Origin of the sequence: Perlucidibaca piscinae DSM 21586, assembly GCF_000420045.1 — a bacterium.
Classification (GTDB): Bacteria; Pseudomonadota; Gammaproteobacteria; order Pseudomonadales; family Moraxellaceae; genus Perlucidibaca; species Perlucidibaca piscinae.
The window spans coordinates 697,880-714,546 of sequence record NZ_ATUE01000006.1 but is presented as its reverse complement, the minus strand read 5'-3'; the positions used below and the strand labels follow the sequence as shown (position 1 = coordinate 714,546).

At 63.4% G+C, this 16,667-nt stretch carries 13 protein-coding genes, 1 tRNA gene and 1 pseudogene; 7 read left to right on the top strand and 8 right to left on the bottom strand.

What is annotated here, in order from left to right; translation table 11 throughout:
- Both F595_RS0107465 and F595_RS0107460 read right to left on the bottom strand, forming a co-directional pair.
- The coding region (locus F595_RS0107465; protein WP_026913350.1) for a VCBS domain-containing protein at nucleotides 1-724 on the bottom strand (724 nt) is incomplete at its 3' end.
- A gap of 417 nt (nucleotides 725-1,141) precedes the next feature.
- Nucleotides 1,142-2,263 carry an SMP-30/gluconolactonase/LRE family protein gene (locus F595_RS0107460; RefSeq protein ID WP_022956246.1) on the bottom strand — a complete coding sequence of 374 codons (1,122 nt, stop codon included), beginning with the start codon at nucleotides 2,261-2,263 and terminating at the stop codon, nucleotides 1,142-1,144.
- Between the two features lie 238 nt (nucleotides 2,264-2,501).
- On the opposite strand from F595_RS0107460, the gene F595_RS0107455 reads away from it, so the two are divergent.
- From F595_RS0107455 to F595_RS0107450, 3 genes and pseudogenes are all read left to right on the top strand, one after another.
- A complete protein-coding gene (locus F595_RS0107455; RefSeq protein WP_022956245.1) occupies nucleotides 2,502-3,389 on the top strand; it encodes a MerR family transcriptional regulator in 888 nt (295 codons plus the stop codon).
- A gap of 14 nt (nucleotides 3,390-3,403) precedes the next feature.
- Nucleotides 3,404-3,478: pseudogene (locus F595_RS14995) on the top strand (DUF2256 domain-containing protein); the annotation flags it as partial.
- A gap of 19 nt (nucleotides 3,479-3,497) precedes the next feature.
- A complete protein-coding gene (locus F595_RS0107450) occupies nucleotides 3,498-5,090 on the top strand; it encodes a cryptochrome/photolyase family protein (RefSeq protein ID WP_084682875.1) in 1,593 nt (530 codons plus the stop codon).
- On the opposite strand, the gene F595_RS0107445 is transcribed toward F595_RS0107450, so the two are convergent.
- From F595_RS0107445 to F595_RS0107425, 5 genes are all read right to left on the bottom strand, one after another.
- Nucleotides 5,087-5,650 (bottom strand): lipocalin family protein, encoded by a 564-nt coding sequence (locus F595_RS0107445; protein WP_022956243.1) that lies wholly within the window; start codon nucleotides 5,648-5,650, stop codon nucleotides 5,087-5,089. The two genes, F595_RS0107450 and F595_RS0107445, sit on opposite strands and share 4 nt — an antisense overlap.
- 151 nt (nucleotides 5,651-5,801) lie before the next feature.
- Nucleotides 5,802-7,088, bottom strand: coding sequence for a DUF3422 family protein (locus F595_RS0107440; RefSeq protein WP_022956242.1), 1,287 nt, complete (start codon nucleotides 7,086-7,088; stop codon nucleotides 5,802-5,804).
- A 40-nt stretch (nucleotides 7,089-7,128) separates the two neighbouring features.
- On the bottom strand, nucleotides 7,129-7,527 hold the full coding sequence (locus tag F595_RS14655) for a hypothetical protein (protein WP_022956241.1): 399 nt from the start codon (nucleotides 7,525-7,527) through the stop codon (nucleotides 7,129-7,131).
- A 104-nt stretch (nucleotides 7,528-7,631) separates the two neighbouring features.
- A complete protein-coding gene (locus tag F595_RS0107430) occupies nucleotides 7,632-7,964 on the bottom strand; it encodes an H-NS histone family protein (protein WP_022956240.1) in 333 nt (110 codons plus the stop codon).
- 225 nt (nucleotides 7,965-8,189) lie between these two features.
- Nucleotides 8,190-8,264: transfer RNA gene (locus tag F595_RS0107425), tRNA-Val, on the bottom strand.
- A 205-nt stretch (nucleotides 8,265-8,469) separates the two neighbouring features.
- Here F595_RS0107425 and F595_RS0107420 point away from each other — a divergent pair.
- Nucleotides 8,470-9,231: a hypothetical protein gene (locus tag F595_RS0107420; protein WP_022956239.1), complete on the top strand. Its 762-nt coding sequence runs from the start codon at nucleotides 8,470-8,472 to the stop codon at nucleotides 9,229-9,231.
- A 92-nt stretch (nucleotides 9,232-9,323) separates the two neighbouring features.
- Here the strand turns inward: F595_RS0107420 and F595_RS0107415 are convergent, their stop codons facing one another.
- The gene (locus F595_RS0107415; RefSeq protein ID WP_022956238.1) at nucleotides 9,324-11,087 is read right to left on the bottom strand and encodes a proline--tRNA ligase; all 1,764 of its coding nucleotides are present in this window, start codon (nucleotides 11,085-11,087) and stop codon (nucleotides 9,324-9,326) included.
- 257 nt (nucleotides 11,088-11,344) lie between these two features.
- Here F595_RS0107415 and F595_RS0107410 point away from each other — a divergent pair, with 257 nt between their 5' ends.
- From F595_RS0107410 to fadB, 3 genes are all read left to right on the top strand, one after another.
- Entirely contained in the window at nucleotides 11,345-11,776 is a 432-nt protein-coding gene (locus F595_RS0107410; protein WP_022956237.1) for a PaaI family thioesterase, read from the top strand.
- A gap of 126 nt (nucleotides 11,777-11,902) precedes the next feature.
- A complete protein-coding gene (locus tag F595_RS13295; protein WP_022956236.1) occupies nucleotides 11,903-14,350 on the top strand; it encodes an ATP-binding protein in 2,448 nt (815 codons plus the stop codon).
- 153 nt (nucleotides 14,351-14,503) lie between these two features.
- The gene (gene fadB, locus F595_RS0107400) at nucleotides 14,504-16,654 is read left to right on the top strand and encodes a fatty acid oxidation complex subunit alpha FadB (RefSeq protein WP_022956235.1); all 2,151 of its coding nucleotides are present in this window, start codon (nucleotides 14,504-14,506) and stop codon (nucleotides 16,652-16,654) included.
- The last annotated feature ends 13 nt before the right edge of the window (nucleotides 16,655-16,667 follow it).

Genomic DNA, 16,667 nt, shown 5'->3' with positions numbered 1-16,667 from the left:
CGGCGGAGCCGGTGCTGGCACCGGTGATCACGGCGGCATCGTTGGTGCCGTTGATGGTGACGGTGATGGCCTGCTCGGTGCCATCCACCGACTTCACGGTGAAGGTCTCCTCGACCTTGTCGCCGACGTTCAGGGAATCGAAGGCGCTGTTGGCGGTGAAGGTCCAGCTGCCGGTGGTGTTGATGCTCAGCGAGCCGTTGGTGCCGCCGATGGTTTCGGCCTGGAAGCCGTCATCGTTGTCGACGTCGGTGGCGGTGAGCACGCCGGAGATGGTGACCGGGGCGTTGGTCTCGGCGGCGGAGCCGGCGATGTCGCCGGTGATCACGGCGGCGTCATTGGTGCCGGTGACCACGATGGACACTTCGGCAATGCTGATGGTGCCGTTGGCCAGCTTGATCTGGTACTGGAAAGTATCAACCCCGGTCTCGCCAGCAGCGAGATAATCGAAGGTGTTGAGCACCTTGTACGTGATCTTGCCGCCCGAGATCGTGATCATGTTGCCATTGCTGGTCGTGCCTTGCATGTCACGCGCTGCGTAGTCGGCAGCATTGGCTTCGACACCATCCAGACTCCAGAGCACCTTGGCTTTGCCGCCCAGGTCATTCGACATGACGTCGAGGGTCCATTCGCTGTTCAGCGTCAGGGCATCCTCGCTGAATGCGTAGCTGTCATCGGTGGCTTGCGGGGTCTTGGTGTAGGACGTGGTCGAGGTGGTGCTGGCCATGTGAGCGCTCCTTGCTTTTGTAAGAGCTTTCTAACACAAGCTTACAAACGGAAACAGACGCTTGCCTGAGGTTTCTTTCCGAGTCTTGCAGCAAGCCGTGCAAGCGGTTCATTTCTGGGTATCCGCTACTATGCCGTTCGTGCGGTTTGCAAGACCTTTCGTCGTACGAAAACCCGCAGCTCATGCAATTGCCGTGTTTTTGTGCACACCCCTGCACGCTTTCTGTGCAATCCGACTGTTTTCTGATCTGAACCGGGTCAAAAACCCGGCAATCAGTCCAAGTTATTGAATTTGCTTATTAAAATAATTGTGATCAAAAACTGGACGAACGGTTGAAAGCCGCTTGTCGCGCGGCTTTCGCCTGCTGCCAACATTCTTTTCCACGAAGTTATCCACAGATATTGGGGATAACTCGGGTCACGGGGAGGGCGTAGCCAGAGCGGCCTTGCTCAGCGGCAAACGCGCGAGCTGGGTCTGCTTCAGCGAGCCGAGATAGAGCCATTCACCGCGCTCGGCGATGGTGGTCACCGGCGAGTAGTTGCCGCCGCTGCCGTCCTGCAGATTGGCCACGACATGCCCGTCGAGGTCGATCCCGAGCGCCATGGCATGGTGATCGATGGGTTTCGGGAAGATCAGCATGGCGCGTGCGGCGACTTTGCGCAGCCAGGGCCAGCCTGCCAGACGATCAAGCAGCGGGTTGCGCGGCGTGAACAGGGCGACCCAGACGCGGTCGCGGCCGTTGAAGCGGATGTTGTCCGGCAGGCCGGGCAGGTTGTCGATGAACACGTCAGTCGTGCCGGCACGCTTACCGGCCAGCCAGTAGCGGGTGATCCGGTAGGCACCGGTCTCCGCCACCAGCACGTAGGCCTCGTCCGGACCCAGGGTCACGCCGTTGGCGAATTGCAGACCCTCCAGCAAGACCTCCGTGGTCTTGCTCTTGAAGTCGTAGCGCAGCAGGCGACCGTCACCGCCGTGTTCCAGCACGGCCTCGCCGTCCTGACCATAGCCCCAGCGACTGGACGCGTCACTGAAATAGGCATGACGGCCGGCACGGTCGACTGCAACGTCGTCGGTGAATTTCATGGGCAGGTCATTGCCCTGGGTGGTCAGGGTTTCCACCGTGCCATCCCGGGCCATCGCCAGCAGTCCCCGTTTTCCGTCAGCGATGATCAGTCGACCGTCCGGATGCCAGTCCAGGCCCAGGGGACGCCCGCCGGTGTGGCCGATGTCCTGAACGCTGCCGTCCAGTATGCCGGTGCGCACCACGCGACCATCGAGCAGGCCGGTGACCAGGTGCTGTTCCCCGTCAAAGACCAAGGCTTCCGGACCGGAGAGGTTGGGGGCGCCGATGCGGTGCAGATCCTTGAGGCGCGTGTTTTCCGCATAGGGGCCGTTTTCCAGCGTCGGTGCCTGAGGCGGCTGCCACGCCACCGGCTCCATGGGCAGAGGATAGGCGACCAGAAAAATCAGCAGGGCAAGCAGCAGCAGCTGGAGAAGGCGCTTGATGATCCTGGCCCGGGATTTTCTGGTTTTGTCCATGACAAATCTGCCTTTGTGTTAGTTCTGTCCAATACAGACCTGATCATCCTGCGAGCATCTTGTACTGGACAAGATCAGCGCAAGCGAGCGCGGCGCGGCCATCCGACCCTGCCTGAAGATCTTGCGACACGGTGAACCGCAACGTTCGTCACCGGTTGAAGACCTGGAGGTAATAGTCATGGGTTCCCCCGTCAATTTGCAAACCCCTCATCAGCAAGCCAGTCCGGATCTCCTGCTCTTGCCGATCACGGCCGTGGAACGCGAGACCGGTGTCTCCAAGGAACTGTTGCGCATGTGGGAGCGTCGCTACGGCTTTCCTCAGCCACTGCGCGATGCCATGGGCGACCGCGTCTACACGCTGGAGCAGGTCACGCGGCTGCGTCTGATGCGCCGTCTGATCGACATCGGCTTCCGTCCCGGCAAGCTGGTGGCGTTTGAAACCGTCGAACTCGAGCGCATGCTGGCCTCGCAGAGCAAGGCCCGTCACGCCATGCTTCCCGAGCTGGAACAGGAGCTGCTTCAGGTGCTGCGTACACATCAGCCGGACCAGGTACGCGAATACGTCGCGCATCAGCTGACCCGACTGGGGCTGGAGCGTTTCGTGCTGGATTTCCTGCAGCATGCCCAAGTCATCATTGGGGATGCCTGGATGCGGGGTCAACTGGACGTGCACGAGGAGCATCTCTTCACCGACCAGGTGCAGACCCAGATGCGCGCGGCCATCAGCTGTCTGCGCGAACCGGCTCAGCCACCTCGCGTAATGCTGACCACGCCTCCCGGCGAGCAGCATGGCATGGGACTGCTGATGGTCGAGTCGCTGCTGCGCCTGGATGACGCCGAGGCTTTCAGTTTCGGTGTCGGCATGGGCCACCGCGAAGTCGCCCAGGCGGCCAAGAAGCAGCGCATGAACATCGTCGCGATCTCGTTCAGTGCCGCCTATCCGGTGGCCAAGGCCATCGAGTACCTGGAGGAGTTGCGCTTCCAGCTGCCATTGGCCGTCGAAGTCTGGGGTGGCGGATCGGGCTTGCGGTCGACGCGGCGCAGCATCGAGGCCGTTCGCTTCTTCCATGATCTGCCCAGCCTGCGCCATGCCGTGGCTGACTGGCGCCAGACGCACCGGCACTGACGTGAGTCCTGGTCATGGGTGGGCATCGCAAGCCGCATCTGCCGGAGAAGCCCTGCGCGACCTGCGGGCGACCGTTCAGCTGGCGACGCAAGTGGGCGGCGGTCTGGGATGAGGTTCGCTACTGTTCCGATCGCTGTCGCGGACAGCGTGCTGCCGGCCGATCATTGGCCGGCACGCTGCCTGCAGCTGGTGCTCGGTGATCAGCTCAACCGCAGGCACAGCTGGTTCTCCCGAGTCGATCCGGACACGGTCACGGTCTTCCAGGAAGTTCGACAGGAGACCGACTACGTCCGTCATAATGCCCAGAAGGTCATCGCGGTGTTTGCCGCCATGCGCGCCTTTGCGCGCGAGCTGGCTGCCGCTGGTCACCGCGTGCATTACCTGAGTCTGGATGATCCGCTCAATACCCAGCATCTCACCGACAACCTCGACGCCCTGGCGGATGCCAGCGGTGCCAGTGCGTTGCGCTACCAGCTGCCTGACGAGTGGCGGCTTGATGTGCAGCTGTCACGCTGGGCAGCCAGTCACCACCTGACGGTCACGGCACATGACAGCGAGCATTTCCTGACCGCGCGCGATGTTGTCTCCCGGCATTTTGCCGATCGCAGGCAGTGGCTGATGGAGTCGTTCTACCGCCAGATGCGTCAGCGCACCGGTGTGCTGATGGCGCTGGATGGCGGCCCCGAAGGCGGCCAGTGGAACTACGATCACGACAACCGCGAGTCCTGGCGTGGTGATCCGCCGCTGCCTGAGTTGCGCCTGCCCAGCCACGATCATCGCGCGCTCTGGGTCATGATCCGCGAGGCCGGCGTGGACTGCTTCGGCGACCCGCAGGCCGAGACCATGCCCTGGCCGTTGGATCGCGACGAAGCGCTGGTCATGCTGGATGACTTCATTCGCAATGGTCTGCCGCACTTCGGCCGCTTCCAGGATGCCATGACCCGTCAGGACTGGCGTCTGTTTCACTCCCTGCTGTCGTTCGCGCTCAACGTCAAGATGCTGGCGCCCGGCGAGGTCATAGCCGCCGCCGAGGCTGCCTGGCGGCGCGGCGAGGTGTCCCTGCCAACGGCGGAAGGCTTCATACGCCAGATCCTGGGCTGGCGCGAGTACGTGCGCGGCTTCTATTGGGCGCGCATGCCGGAGCTGGCCGAGGCCAACGCGCTCGGCAACGATCTGCCATTGCCGGACTGGTTCTGGACGGGCAATACCCGCATGGCCTGTCTGGCGCACGCGATCGGGCAGTCACTGTCGCAGGCCTATGCCCATCACATCCAGCGTCTGATGGTGATCGGCAACTTCGCGTTGCTGGCCGGGCTGGCGCCGGCAGCGGTGCATCGCTGGTATCTGGGGGTGTACATCGATGCCTTTGAATGGGTGGAGCTGCCCAATACTCTGGGCATGAGCCAGTTCGCCGACGGCGGGGTGCTGGCGACCAAGCCCTACGTCTCGGCGGCGGCCTACATCGATCGCATGGGCGACTACTGCAAGGGCTGCGCCTATGACCGCAAGCAGCGGCTGGGACCCAAGGCCTGCCCGTTCAATGCCCTGTACTGGGACTTTCACCTGCGCCACGAGTCCCGCCTGCGGCGAAACCCGCGCATCGGCATGGTGTACCGCAACATTGATCGCATGCCGGATGCGGAGCGCACGGCCATTCGAGAGCAGGCCGTGTTCTGGCGCAGTCGTCTCGATCAGCTCTAGGGTGCTTCGGCCGCTTTCGGCATGATGCGGATCAGCTGGCGCGTGTCTATGCCCAGTTCCGCCGCCTGCGCCACCAGCTGCTGGTAGGCCGCCTCCGGAATCACCGGCTGACGCGACAGGATCCAGAAATAGTCGCGGCTGGGCCCGATCACCAGGGACCACTGGTAGTCCGGATCAAGTCGCGCGATGTGATAGCCACCGTAGAACGGGCCGAAGAACGACACCTTCAGTGACCCCGTGTCGCGTTCGCTCTGGAAACGCGCCACGCCACGTGCCTCGTCCCAGGTGCCCTCGGCGGCACGATAGCCCCTGTTGATGACGGTGACCGCGCCATCGTCGCGCAGCACGTACTGCGCCGAGACCCGGGTCAGGCCGCGCTCGAAGCGGTGGTCCAGCCGTGCCAGCTCATGCCAGGTGCCGAGGTAGCGTTCAAGCACGAAGGGGGTGACCGGCGTGATGCCTTGTGGCGGTGCCAGACAGCCGCTGAGCAGCACGGTGGCCATCAGCAGCAATGGGGTCAGCCAGCGATGTCGTCGAGTGGAGAGGAGGAGGGAGACCATGTGAATGACATCCTGTTGCGCCAACGTTGGGTGTTTCTGACATGTTCCGCGATCAGCAGCAATCTGACAGCCATCGACGGACACGATCATCCGGTCTGCACATCCCGTCAAGGCAGGCCGCCAGTGCGCTGGCCGGCCGTGCTCGCCGGGGTCACGCGGCTGGCATGGCCCGGTGCAGGCGGCGCATGCCTCGCCACACCAGCACGGCACAGACGGGGACTGCCAGTCCGGTGATCAGTGCCGGATGTTCCAGCAAGCCCATGTCCTTGAGTGACTCGGCGGCATATTTCACCAGCCCCACCAGGTAATAGCTGATGGCCACCACCGAGAGTCCCTCCACCGCCTGCTGCAGCTGCAGCTGGGCCTGACTGCGGCGGTTCATGGAGTGCAGCAGGTCCTGGTTCTGCGCTTCCAGGGTCAGGTCGATGCGGGTGCGCAGCAGCTCGCTGGCCCGGTCGATACGTCCGGCCAGCGCATCCAGCTGGTCCACCACCGCCACCACGGTACGAAAGGCCGGAGCAAGACGACGCGGCAGGAATTCGCTGAATGTCTGCATGCCAGGTTCTTCCTGTTCGCGCAGACCCTGCAGGCGATCCTGCACCAGGTCGTAGTAGGCACGTGTCGCGGTGAAGCGGAAGGTGGTCTCCGAGCGGATGTGCTCGATGCGTGCTGCCAGGGCGGCCAGCGCCGCGAGCAGACGGCGTTCGTCATCGAGACCGGCAATTGCCGTGATCTCGGCGTTGATGCCTGCCAGCTCGGCACTCATTGCCGCCAGATCAGGTCCGATCTGCCGGGCCATCGGGAATGCGAGCAGCACCATCATCCGGTAGTTTTCCAGTTCCAGCAGACGGCGCACCAGGCGACCAAGCTGGCAGGGGTTCAGCGCCAGGTTCTGGATCAGGATGCGGCCCATGCCATCTTGGTGCAGGCGCCAGGCTGTCCACAGGCGTGCCTTGTGGCCAAGTACCCAGGAGCTGATCAGGCGATGGCCCTCGAAGAGAGGGCGCACGCCATCCGGCGTGCTGCCCATGCAACTCTGGTCGTGGATCTCGACATGCAGCCCGCTCAGCACCTGCCCCGGCAGATGGCGAACCCAGGCGGTCGGCAGCAGCGACAGCGCCGTTGCCGCAAAAGGCTCATGGCCACCGACCTCGCGCAGGATGGTGTAGGTCGAGAATTCGGTATGGCGTTCCCAGCGCAGTTCGAAGCTGCCGAAATCGAGATGATGGCACGATGTGCTGTTGGCCGGCGCCGGCTGTCCGAGCAGCCCTGCCAGATGGCCGAGATGTCTCACTTCGTCATCCGCGGTGCAACCCTGGTGCAGCAGCGCCAGTTGCGAGATGCGCGTACCCGGCTGCAGGAGCGGGAACGGTCGCGCGTGCAGTTCGTTGAACAGGGTGTGGCGGTCGGGGTGCAGGGGCAGGGCGTCGGTATTCACAAGCGGACTCAAGCCAACGGAAAGGTCGCGATTGTAGAGGTTAGTCCAGAAGCCTGGGCCACCGAGGCTGCACGTGACGGAAGTTTTTTGGCGTCTCAACGGTCACGACATAGATCCGCTGCTCACCTTGCCAGGTGGCGATCAGTCCCTGCAGGTGCTGACCGGGATTGACCTTGATCCAGACGGGAGTCCCGCGTGAATCACGCTCCATGTAGCGGGCAAGAGGTATTTTCACCGGCTGCGGCTGAAAGCGATCCCATTTGCCGGATTGGATCGAATCCAGGCGGGCGCAGGGGCCATGCACAAATGAACTTTGCCTGCCATGCAATTCACCCCAGCGTATCCAGGTGATGTCGCCGTTTCGCAGCCGAACAGGCAGTTTTACGGGCTCGTTCTGCCAGGTGATCAATGCATCCAGATATTCAATGCCGCTGCACATGAGGTGCCATGATGGATAACCGGATCGGAAAAGCCACGAATCATCGTCAGAAAAACGCCCGGATTGCCGGGCGTATTATCGTCAACCAGGTTGATGGCCTGATGTCAGATAGCCAGATCGTCCAGTGTCTTGCCCGAGGCAAGCAGGGCGGCGACCCACAGCGGCTGACGCCCGCGGCCAGTCCAGGTCTGGCTGGCATCATTGGGATTGCGGTACTTGGCAGCGACGGACCCCTTGGCCTTGACGGCTTTCTTCGTGTTCGCCGGTGCGGCGGCCTCGCCGAACAGCTCGGTCAGCGAAACGCCGGCTTCCCGGGCAAGGCGCTCCATGTCGCTCATCAGCGAACGCCGTTTCTGTTCGCGCTTGCTGGTGATTTCCTTGCTGATGGCAACCTGGAATGATTCAAGCTGCTCAATGGAATATTGGGAAAAATCCATGATCCGTGCTCCGCTGGAAAATATAAGCCGAATTTATATCTGTCACGAAATGGAATTGCAAAGGGTTCATGCCAAATACAATACGTATTAATCGATATATTAGACGATTTTCCGATGCAGATACAGCATCCGATGACAAGGCCACCAAATTCCGGTGAATTGACAGCAAATCGCATTGCTCAAAAGAAAAACCCGCTGAACGCAAGGTTCAACGGGTTTCTGAAGTGGTGGGCGATACTGGGATCGAACCAGTGACCCCTACCGTGTGAAGGTAGTGCTCTCCCCCTGAGCTAATCGCCCACGAACGCCTGAATGCTGCGCTGTGAGGCGCGCATTGTACGACATGCGCTGCGGCATGCAAGTCCTGTGGGGCGTTTTTTGACCAGACGTGCAGGCAGTGCACGGGGAATGAGCCGGCAACGGTTGATAAACGAACAATTGTCCATTTGAGGATTTTATGGCTATCCTTGACTCAGGAACACACAACAACAAGAAGAGGTTTCTCATGTTCAAGCGTATTGCCGTGTCATTCTGCGTGGCTTCCGTGCTCGCGCTCTCCGCCTGCCAGGCCGAAGACGACGATCTCACCCTGCCGGAAAATGCGGACGACGGCAGCAACAATCCTCCTGCCGTGACCCCGGGTACCGGTGGCACGGTCAGTGCTTCTCAACTCTGCGCGATTCCCACGCTGGGCCCCGCGATTGCCGAAGGTGCAGGCAGCAACTGTGATGACGCCGAGCCCAGTCCGATCAGCGCAACCCAGCTGTGTGCCCTGCCTGGCATCGGTCCGGCACTTGTCCAGGCTGCAGGCGAGTCCTGTCCGGATGCCGGTGGTGGCGAGTCGCCCATCAGTGCCGGTCAGCTCTGCGTCATTCCGACGATCGGCGAAGCGCTGGTGAACGCCGCTGGCGGCACCTGCGGAGATGCGCCGTCTTCCTCGCCTTTGCCGGCCGAGCTCAGCCCGACCCAGCTGTGCGCCATTCCGCAACTGGGGCCGCAACTGGTCTCCGCGCTCGGTGAGGACTGTTCGGGCGCGGGTGGCGGCACCGGTCTTCCGGATGCCACCGCGCTGTGTGCCATTCCCGTGATTGGTGCGCAGATCGTTGCGGCCAGCGGTGGTGACTGCGGTGACGGCGGCAGCACGGCCCCGTCGATCCCGGGCCTTCCGGCCGATCCTGCTGACCTGGCCGACCCCAGCCAGCTGTGCGCGATTCCGGTGCTTGGCGAGCTGCTGGTCGGACTCACTGGCTCAAGCTGCAGCGGCTGAGTTGCTGGCTGCTCCGGCAGCCACGCTCAGTTCATGAAAAAGGCGCCCTGCGGGGCGCCTTTTTCATGTCAGCGATGAGGCTGAAACACGCGTCAGCGCGCCACGCGAGCCGCCAGGAAGTCCATCAGGCCCGCCACGGGAACATCCTGCGATTCGGCATCTCGGCGACCCTTGTACTCCAGCGTGCCGGCATCGAGGCCCTTTTCGCCGACCACGATGCGGTGCGGAATGCCGATCAGTTCGATGTCGGAGAACTTCACGCCGGGGCGTTCGTTGCGGTCATCGAGGAACACGTCATAGCCGGCGGCGGTGAGCTGCTCGTAGAGTTTGAGGCTCTCGTCCTGGATGCGTACCGACTTGGCCCAGTTCATGGCCACGATGGCGATCTGGAAGGGCGCGATGGCGTCCGGCCAGATGATGCCTTTGTCGTCGTGGTTCTGTTCGATGGCCGAGGCCACCACGCGGGTGACGCCGATGCCGTAGCACCCCATGGTCACCACCAGCGGCTTGCCATCCTCGCCCAGCACGCGGCAGTTCAGTGCCTCGGAATACTTCTTGCCGAGCTGGAAGATGTGCCCGACTTCAATGCCGCGCTTGATTACCAGCGTGCCGCTGCCGCAGGGCGAGGGATCGCCTTCGACAACGTTGCGAATGTCGGCGACCAGCGCCGGCTCCGGCAGGTCGCGACCGAAATTGACCCCGGTCAGGTGGAAGCCGGCCTGGTTGGCGCCGCAGACGAAGTCGCTCATGGCGGCCACGGTGCGGTCGGCGATCACGGTGACATTGGCGGCGACACCGACCGGACCGATGAAGCCGGGTACGCAGCCCAGGGCGGCGACGATTTCAGCTTCCGTGGCGAGGCGGAAGTCCTTGAGGCCGTCGAGCTTGCCGGCCTTGATCTCGTTGAGGTCATGATCGCCGCGCAGCAGGAACAGGAAGAAGCGCTGAGCCGGTTCTGCTTTGGGGTTGGCCTTCAGGGTCTCGGCATCCACCGGTACCGGCGCCACCACGGCAACCGCTTTCACGGTCCGGGTCACGGCAAGGCCGAGCAGGGCGGCGACATCGGAGCAGGCGGTCTGCGTTGGAGTGGCGACCTGCGTCATGGTTTCGCCGGCGGCGGCGCGCGGCGCGGTCGGCGCAAGGGCTTCGGCCATCTCGATGTTGGCTGCGTAGTCGGAGGCGTTGGAGAAGGCGATGTCATCCTCGCCCGAGCTGGCCAGCACATGGAATTCATGCGAGCCGGTGCCGCCGATGGATCCGGTGTCGGCCTGCACCGGGCGGAAGTCCAGGCCCAGTCGGGTGAAGATACGGCAGTAGGCGTCGTACATCACGTCATAGGTCTGCTGCAACGAGGCCTGGTCGACGTGGAAGGAGTAGGCATCCTTCATGATGAATTCACGCGAGCGCATGACGCCGAAGCGCGGGCGGATCTCGTCGCGGAACTTGGTCTGCACCTGGTACAGGTTCATCGGCAGTTGCTTGTAGCTCTGCAGCTCGTTGCGCGCGAGGTCGGTGATCACCTCCTCGTGCGTCGGGCCAAGCACGAAGAGGCGGTCATGGCGATCCTTGAAGCGCAGCAGCTCGGGCCCGTATTGCACGTAGCGGCCGGACTCCTCCCAGAGCTCCGACGGCTGCGTCACCGGCATCAGCACTTCCAGCGCACCGGCGCGATCCATCTCCTCACGCACGATGCGCTCTACCTTCTTCAGCACGCGATTGCCCAGCGGCAGCCAGTTGTAGAGGCCGGTGGCGACCTTGCGAATCATGCCGGCGCGCAGCATGAGCTGGTGCGAGATGACCTCGGCGTCGGCCGGGGTTTCACGAAGGGTGGCAAGCAGGTAGCGACTGGCGCGCATGACGGTTCCCGGATCAATGGCTGGAGAGTGAAGCCCGGCATTGTACGAAGGGGCAGGGCGACTGACCATCATTTGTCAGCGATGGCTGACGGGACATGCCGGCCGTGATTTCCTTCTTCCACCCAGCGTTGGTGTTCCCGCATGGCCGGAAATGCCGTCTTCAGGCGGCGTGCGTCATCAATAAATTATTGATGCTGCCGCTTTGGTGATATTTATGTAATATCCGCGGCATCATGCTTTCCCATCGAGTGCCTGCCATGTCCGTCACCATGCAGATGACCACCGACCAGCTCAATGCCTTCATTGATGCCGGCATTCCGGCGTTTCGTGCCGCGGGCTACCATGTGAACCAGGTGGCCGACGAGGCCGTGCAGGTGCGCTGGCGCTATGACGCCGGCGCCATCCGTCCGGGCGGCAGCATCTCCGGGCCAACCATGATGGCGCTGGCAGATACGGCGATGTATGCCCTCATCTTGGCGCGTCTGGGTCCGGTAGGGCTGGCAGTGACGCAGAACCTCAACATCCATTTTCTCAACAAGCCACGTGATGCCGACCTGGTTGCCAGCGCGCGCTTCCTGCGTCTTGGCCGCAGCTCGGCCGTCATTGACGTGCTGATTCATGCCGAGGGGCAGGATGCGCCAGTTGCGCAGGCTACCGGCACCTACGCGATTCCCGCTCGTACCGGCTGAGTCGCGCAGGCGGCGCTCTGCCGCAGGCACCGGTGGTCTGTGGCAGGTGCCAGCGCCGGCCCGTGTCGGCTACACTCAGGGCATTCGACCCGGATCCGCAGGGTCGCCTTGCCGGAGACTTTCTTCTTGTCCAAGCCTCTTGCAATCAGCCAGCTCTATCGCGCCACGCCCCTGAAGAATCTGCCCTTCCGCAACACGCGTCGACTCAAGCCGGTCACCGACTTTCTCGGTCAGGAGCGTGCCCGCGAATCGGTGGAAATGGCCGTGGCCATGCCGCATGACGGCTACAACCTGTTTGCCATCGGCCACAACGGCCTTGGCAAGGGCACCATGATTCGTCGTTACCTGGAGTCGGTCGCGCGTCAGCGCACGGCCCCGTCAGACTGGATCTATGTCAACAACTTCAAGGATCCGCGCTATCCGCAGGCCATCGAGCTCCCGGCCGGGCTGGGCACCTCGTTCAAGCAGGACATCCACAAGGCCTGGCGCAAGCTGTCCGAACGCATCATGGCGGCCTTTGAGAGCGAGCGCTACCAGGAGCGCCGCGAAGGCCTCAAGGGCGAGCTTGCCCGCGTGCAGCAGGATGCCCTGACCCAGCTCGCCGCCATTGCCGAGAAGCAAGGCGTCAAGCTGGTGCTGCGCACACCCGGTGGCTACGGCTTCTCGCCCATGGCGGAGAATGGTGACGTCATGGCCATGGAGGCGATGTCACAGCTGCCTCCGGCGCGCCAGCAGCGCCTCAAGGAGGCCATGACCGACATGGACAACCGCCTGCGCAAGGTGGCGCGCAAGCTTGACCAGATCGAGGAGCGCAACCGCGAGCATATCGACACCCTCAACGAGGAAGTCGCGCTGGCCGTCATCGACCCCATCCTGAGCCGGCTGACCGAGAAGTACCAGGCGCATCCGCAACTGGTGGTCTACCTCAAGGCCTACCGCAGCGACCTGCTTGATCACCTCGAGCTGGTGCTCAATGCCGGCGACAACCAGGATGCCACGGTATCCGTGGGGCAAGCTGGCGAGTACCTGCCGCCGGTGCGCTACCAGGTCAACGCCATCGTCAGTCGTGATCCGAAGCAGGGCGCGCCGGTCATCGTCGAGGATCTGCCCACGCACTACAACCTGCTGGGTCATGTCGAGCAGGTCACCTACATGGGCACGGTGGCCACCGACTTCACCCTGATCCGTCCCGGCGCCCTGCACCGTGCCAACGGCGGCTTCCTCATCATCGAGGCCGAGCAGGTGCTCGAGCATCCGTACGCCTGGCAGAGCCTGAAGCGCGCCCTGCGTGCCAAGTCGCTCAAGCTGTCGTCGCTGGAGCAGATGCTGACCCTCACCGGCACGGTGTCGCTGGAGCCCGAGCCCATTCCGCTCAACCTCAAGCTGGTGCTGCTCGGCGATCGCGAGACCTTCTATCTGCTGCAGGAGTTCGATCCCGAGCTGGAAACCGTGTTCAAGATGCGCGCCGACTTCGAGTCCGACATGCCGCGCACGCCGGAGAACGAGCTCACCTACGCCCATTTCCTCGCCGACATCGCGCGCCAGGAACAGCTGCTGCCGCTGGATCGCAGCGGCGTCGCCCGACTCATCGAGGAGAGCGCACGCACGGCCGATGACCAGGACCTGCTCTCGCTGCATGCCCGCAGCGCTGCCGATCTGCTGCGTGAAGCCAACTACTGTGCCGGCCTGCAGGGCGCCGACTGCATCACCTCGGGCCATGTCCTGCAGGCCCTGCAGGGTCGCGAGCGCCGTCATGACCGCATTCGCCGTCTCTATCTGGAGGACATCGGCAAGGGCAGCCAGCTGTTCTCGTGCGAGGGCGAGGTGGTGGGCCAGGTCAATGGCCTCACCGTGGTCAGCTATGGCGATGCCAGTTTCGGCCTGCCGTCGCGCATTTCGGTTACCGCGCATTATGGCGGTGGCGAGATCACCGACATCGAGCGTGATGTCGAGCTCGGTGGCGCCATCCACTCCAAGGGCGTGCTCATCCTCACCAGCTACCTGAAGGCGCGCTTCGGCGCCGAGCATCCGCTGCGCTTCGCCGCCAACATCGCCTTCGAGCAGTCCTATTCCGGCGTGGATGGCGACTCGGCATCGCTGGGCGAGCTCTGCGGCCTGCTCTCGGCCATTGGCAAGCTGCCGGTCAGGCAGTCATGGGGCATCACCGGCTCGGTCAACCAGTTTGGCGAGGTCCAGCCCATCGGCGGCGTCAACGAGAAGATCGAGGGCTTCTTCGCTGCCTGCCAGCTCAAGGGGCTGACCGGCGAGCAGGGCGTCATCATTCCGGTGCAGAACGTGCGCCATCTGATGCTGCGCGACGAAGTGCTGGACGCGGTGCGTGCCGGCAAGTTCCGCATCCATGCCGTCAGCCAGGTGGAGGAGGCGGTGGCGCTGCTGCTGGGCAAGCCGGCCGGCATGCTGGACAAGGAAGGCAACTACCCGGAGGGCTCCGTGTTTGCGGCGGTGGCCGAGCGCTTTGCCGTCTGGCATGACGCCGAGAAGGACGATGACGACGATGACAAGCCCGAGGAAGCGGCGGCGGCGAAAGCGCTGACGCAAGCCAAGGGCAATTGATTGACCGGGCGGTCACAAAATGTGGCCGCTTTGAACCTGACAGATTCTGTCAAAACCCGCTGTTTTGCGTACACTCGCTGCACTCGCCACCCGGATGACCGGCGCATGCAGCCGGCGGGTACGCGTTATTACCCTGTCACAGGAGAACCCTGCATGATTTTTTCCGGAACCGCCATCCGCGTGCAAGCGCTGGAAAACGGCATTGCCGAGCTGACCTTCGACCTCGCCGGCGAATCGGTCAACAAGTTCAACGCCACCACTGTCCGCGAGCTGGGTGAAGCCGCCGCTGCCATCAAGGCCGACGCCTCGGTCAAGGGCGTCATCGTCACCTCGGCCAAGAGCGTGTTCATCGTCGGCGCCGACATCACCGAGTTCGGCGGCATGTTCGCCGAAGGCGAGGGCCGTGTTGCCGAGTGGACGCTGCAGGCCAACGCCATGTTCAACGCCTTTGAAGACCTGCCGGTGCCGACCGTGGTCGCCATCAACGGCATCGCCCTCGGCGGCGGCTTCGAGATGTGCCTGTCCTGCGATTACCGCGTCATGTCCAGCGCCGCCAAGGTCGGTCTGCCGGAAGTCAAGCTGGGCCTGTTCCCGGGCTTCGGCGGCACGGTTCGTCTGAGCCGCGTGATCGGCATCGACAACGCCGTCGAGTGGATTGCCGCCGGTGCCGAACAGCGTCCGGATGCCGCCCTCAAGGCCGGTGCCGTGGATGCCGTGGTCGCCCCCGAGCTGCTGCGTGATGCCGCCATTGACCTGGTCAGCAAGGCCGTCGCCGGCAAGCTGGACTGGAAGGCCCGCCGCAGCGAGCGCACCTCGCCGGTCAAGCTCAACAACATGGAACAGATGATGGCCTTCAACACGGCGACTGCCGTGGTGGCCGGCAAGGCGGGCCCGAACTACCCGGCGCCCAAGCTGGCCCTGCAGGCCATGCAGGCTCACGCCAACCTGAGCCGCGATGAAGCCCTCAAGGTCGAGTCGCAGTACTTCGCCAAGGCTGCGGTGACACCGCAGGCCAACGCCCTGATCGGCCTCTTCCTGGCCGACCAGGCCGTCAAGAAAGCCTCCAAGAAGCACGAGGCCAAGTCGGCCAAGGCCGTCAAGCAGGCCGCCGTGCTCGGTGCCGGCATCATGGGTGGCGGCATCGCCTACCAGTCGGCCAGCAAGGGTACGCCGATCATCATGAAGGACATTCGCACCGAGGCCCTGGATCTGGGCATGGGCGAAGCCACCAAGCTGCTTTCCGGCCAGGTCGCCAAGGGCCGCTTGACCGCCGACAAGATGGGCAAGGTGCTGTCCAGCATCCGTCCGACACTGAACTACGGTGATTTCGGCAGCGTCGACGTCGTCATCGAAGCCGTGGTCGAGAACGCCAAGGTCAAGCAGGCCGTGCTGGCCGAGGTCGAAGGCCTTGTCGCCGAGGACGCCATCCTCGCGTCCAACACCTCGACCATCTCCATCACCCACCTGGCCAAGGCCCTCAAGCGTCCGCAGAACTTCGTCGGCATGCACTTCTTCAACCCGGTGCACATGATGCCCCTGGTCGAAGTCATCCGTGGCGAGCAGTCCTCCGATGAAGCCGTTGCCGCTACCGTGAAGCTGGCGCAGCAGATGGGCAAGACCCCGATCGTGGTCAACGACTGCCCGGGCTTCCTGGTCAACCGCGTGCTGTTCCCGTACTTCGGCGGCTTCGACCTGCTGGTGCGTGACGGCGCCGACTTCCAGGCCGTCGACAAGGTCATGGAGAAGTTCGGCTGGCCCATGGGTCCGGCCTACCTGCTCGACGTGGTCGGCATCGACACCGGCGTGCACGCTGCGCATGTCATGGCTGAAGGCTTCCCGGATCGCATGAAGCCGGACTACAAGTCCGCCACCGAAGTCATGTTCGACAACAAGCGCTACGGCCAGAAGAACGGCAAGGGCTTCTACGTCTACGAGCAGGACAAGAAGGGCAAGCCGAAGAAGGTCGTCGACCCGACCACCTACGAGCTGATCGCCCCGGTCGTCGGTGCCCGCAAGGAGTTCGACGCTGACGAGGTCATCGCCCGCCTGATGCTGCCGCTGGTCAACGAAATCGCGCGCTGCCTGGAAGAGAAGATCGTCGCCTCGCCGGCCGAAGCCGACATGGCCCTGATCATGGGCATCGGTTTCCCCCCGTTCCGTGGTGGCGCCTGCCGCTACGTCGACCAGATGGGCATCGGCAACTACGTCGCGCTGTGCGAGAAGTATGCGCACCTGGGCAAGGCCTACGAGGCGCCGCAGCTGCTGCGTGACATGGCCGCCAACAACCAGAAATTCTTCGGCTGAGACAGGAGCCAGA

Coding starts and splice junctions, on each gene's coding strand:
- F595_RS0107420 (WP_022956239.1), top strand. CDS start 8,470: ATGTTCAAGCGTATTGCCGTGTCATTCTGCGTGGCTTCCGTGCTCGCG.
- F595_RS0107460 (WP_022956246.1), bottom strand. CDS start 2,263: ATGGACAAAACCAGAAAATCCCGGGCCAGGATCATCAAGCGCCTTCTC.
- F595_RS0107445 (WP_022956243.1), bottom strand. CDS start 5,650: ATGGTCTCCCTCCTCCTCTCCACTCGACGACATCGCTGGCTGACCCCA.
- F595_RS0107450 (WP_084682875.1), top strand. CDS start 3,498: ATGAGGTTCGCTACTGTTCCGATCGCTGTCGCGGACAGCGTGCTGCCG.
- F595_RS0107410 (WP_022956237.1), top strand. CDS start 11,345: ATGTCCGTCACCATGCAGATGACCACCGACCAGCTCAATGCCTTCATT.
- F595_RS0107415 (WP_022956238.1), bottom strand. CDS start 11,087: ATGCGCGCCAGTCGCTACCTGCTTGCCACCCTTCGTGAAACCCCGGCC.
- fadB (WP_022956235.1), top strand. CDS start 14,504: ATGATTTTTTCCGGAACCGCCATCCGCGTGCAAGCGCTGGAAAACGGC.
- F595_RS0107430 (WP_022956240.1), bottom strand. CDS start 7,964: ATGGATTTTTCCCAATATTCCATTGAGCAGCTTGAATCATTCCAGGTT.
- F595_RS14655 (WP_022956241.1), bottom strand. CDS start 7,527: ATGTGCAGCGGCATTGAATATCTGGATGCATTGATCACCTGGCAGAAC.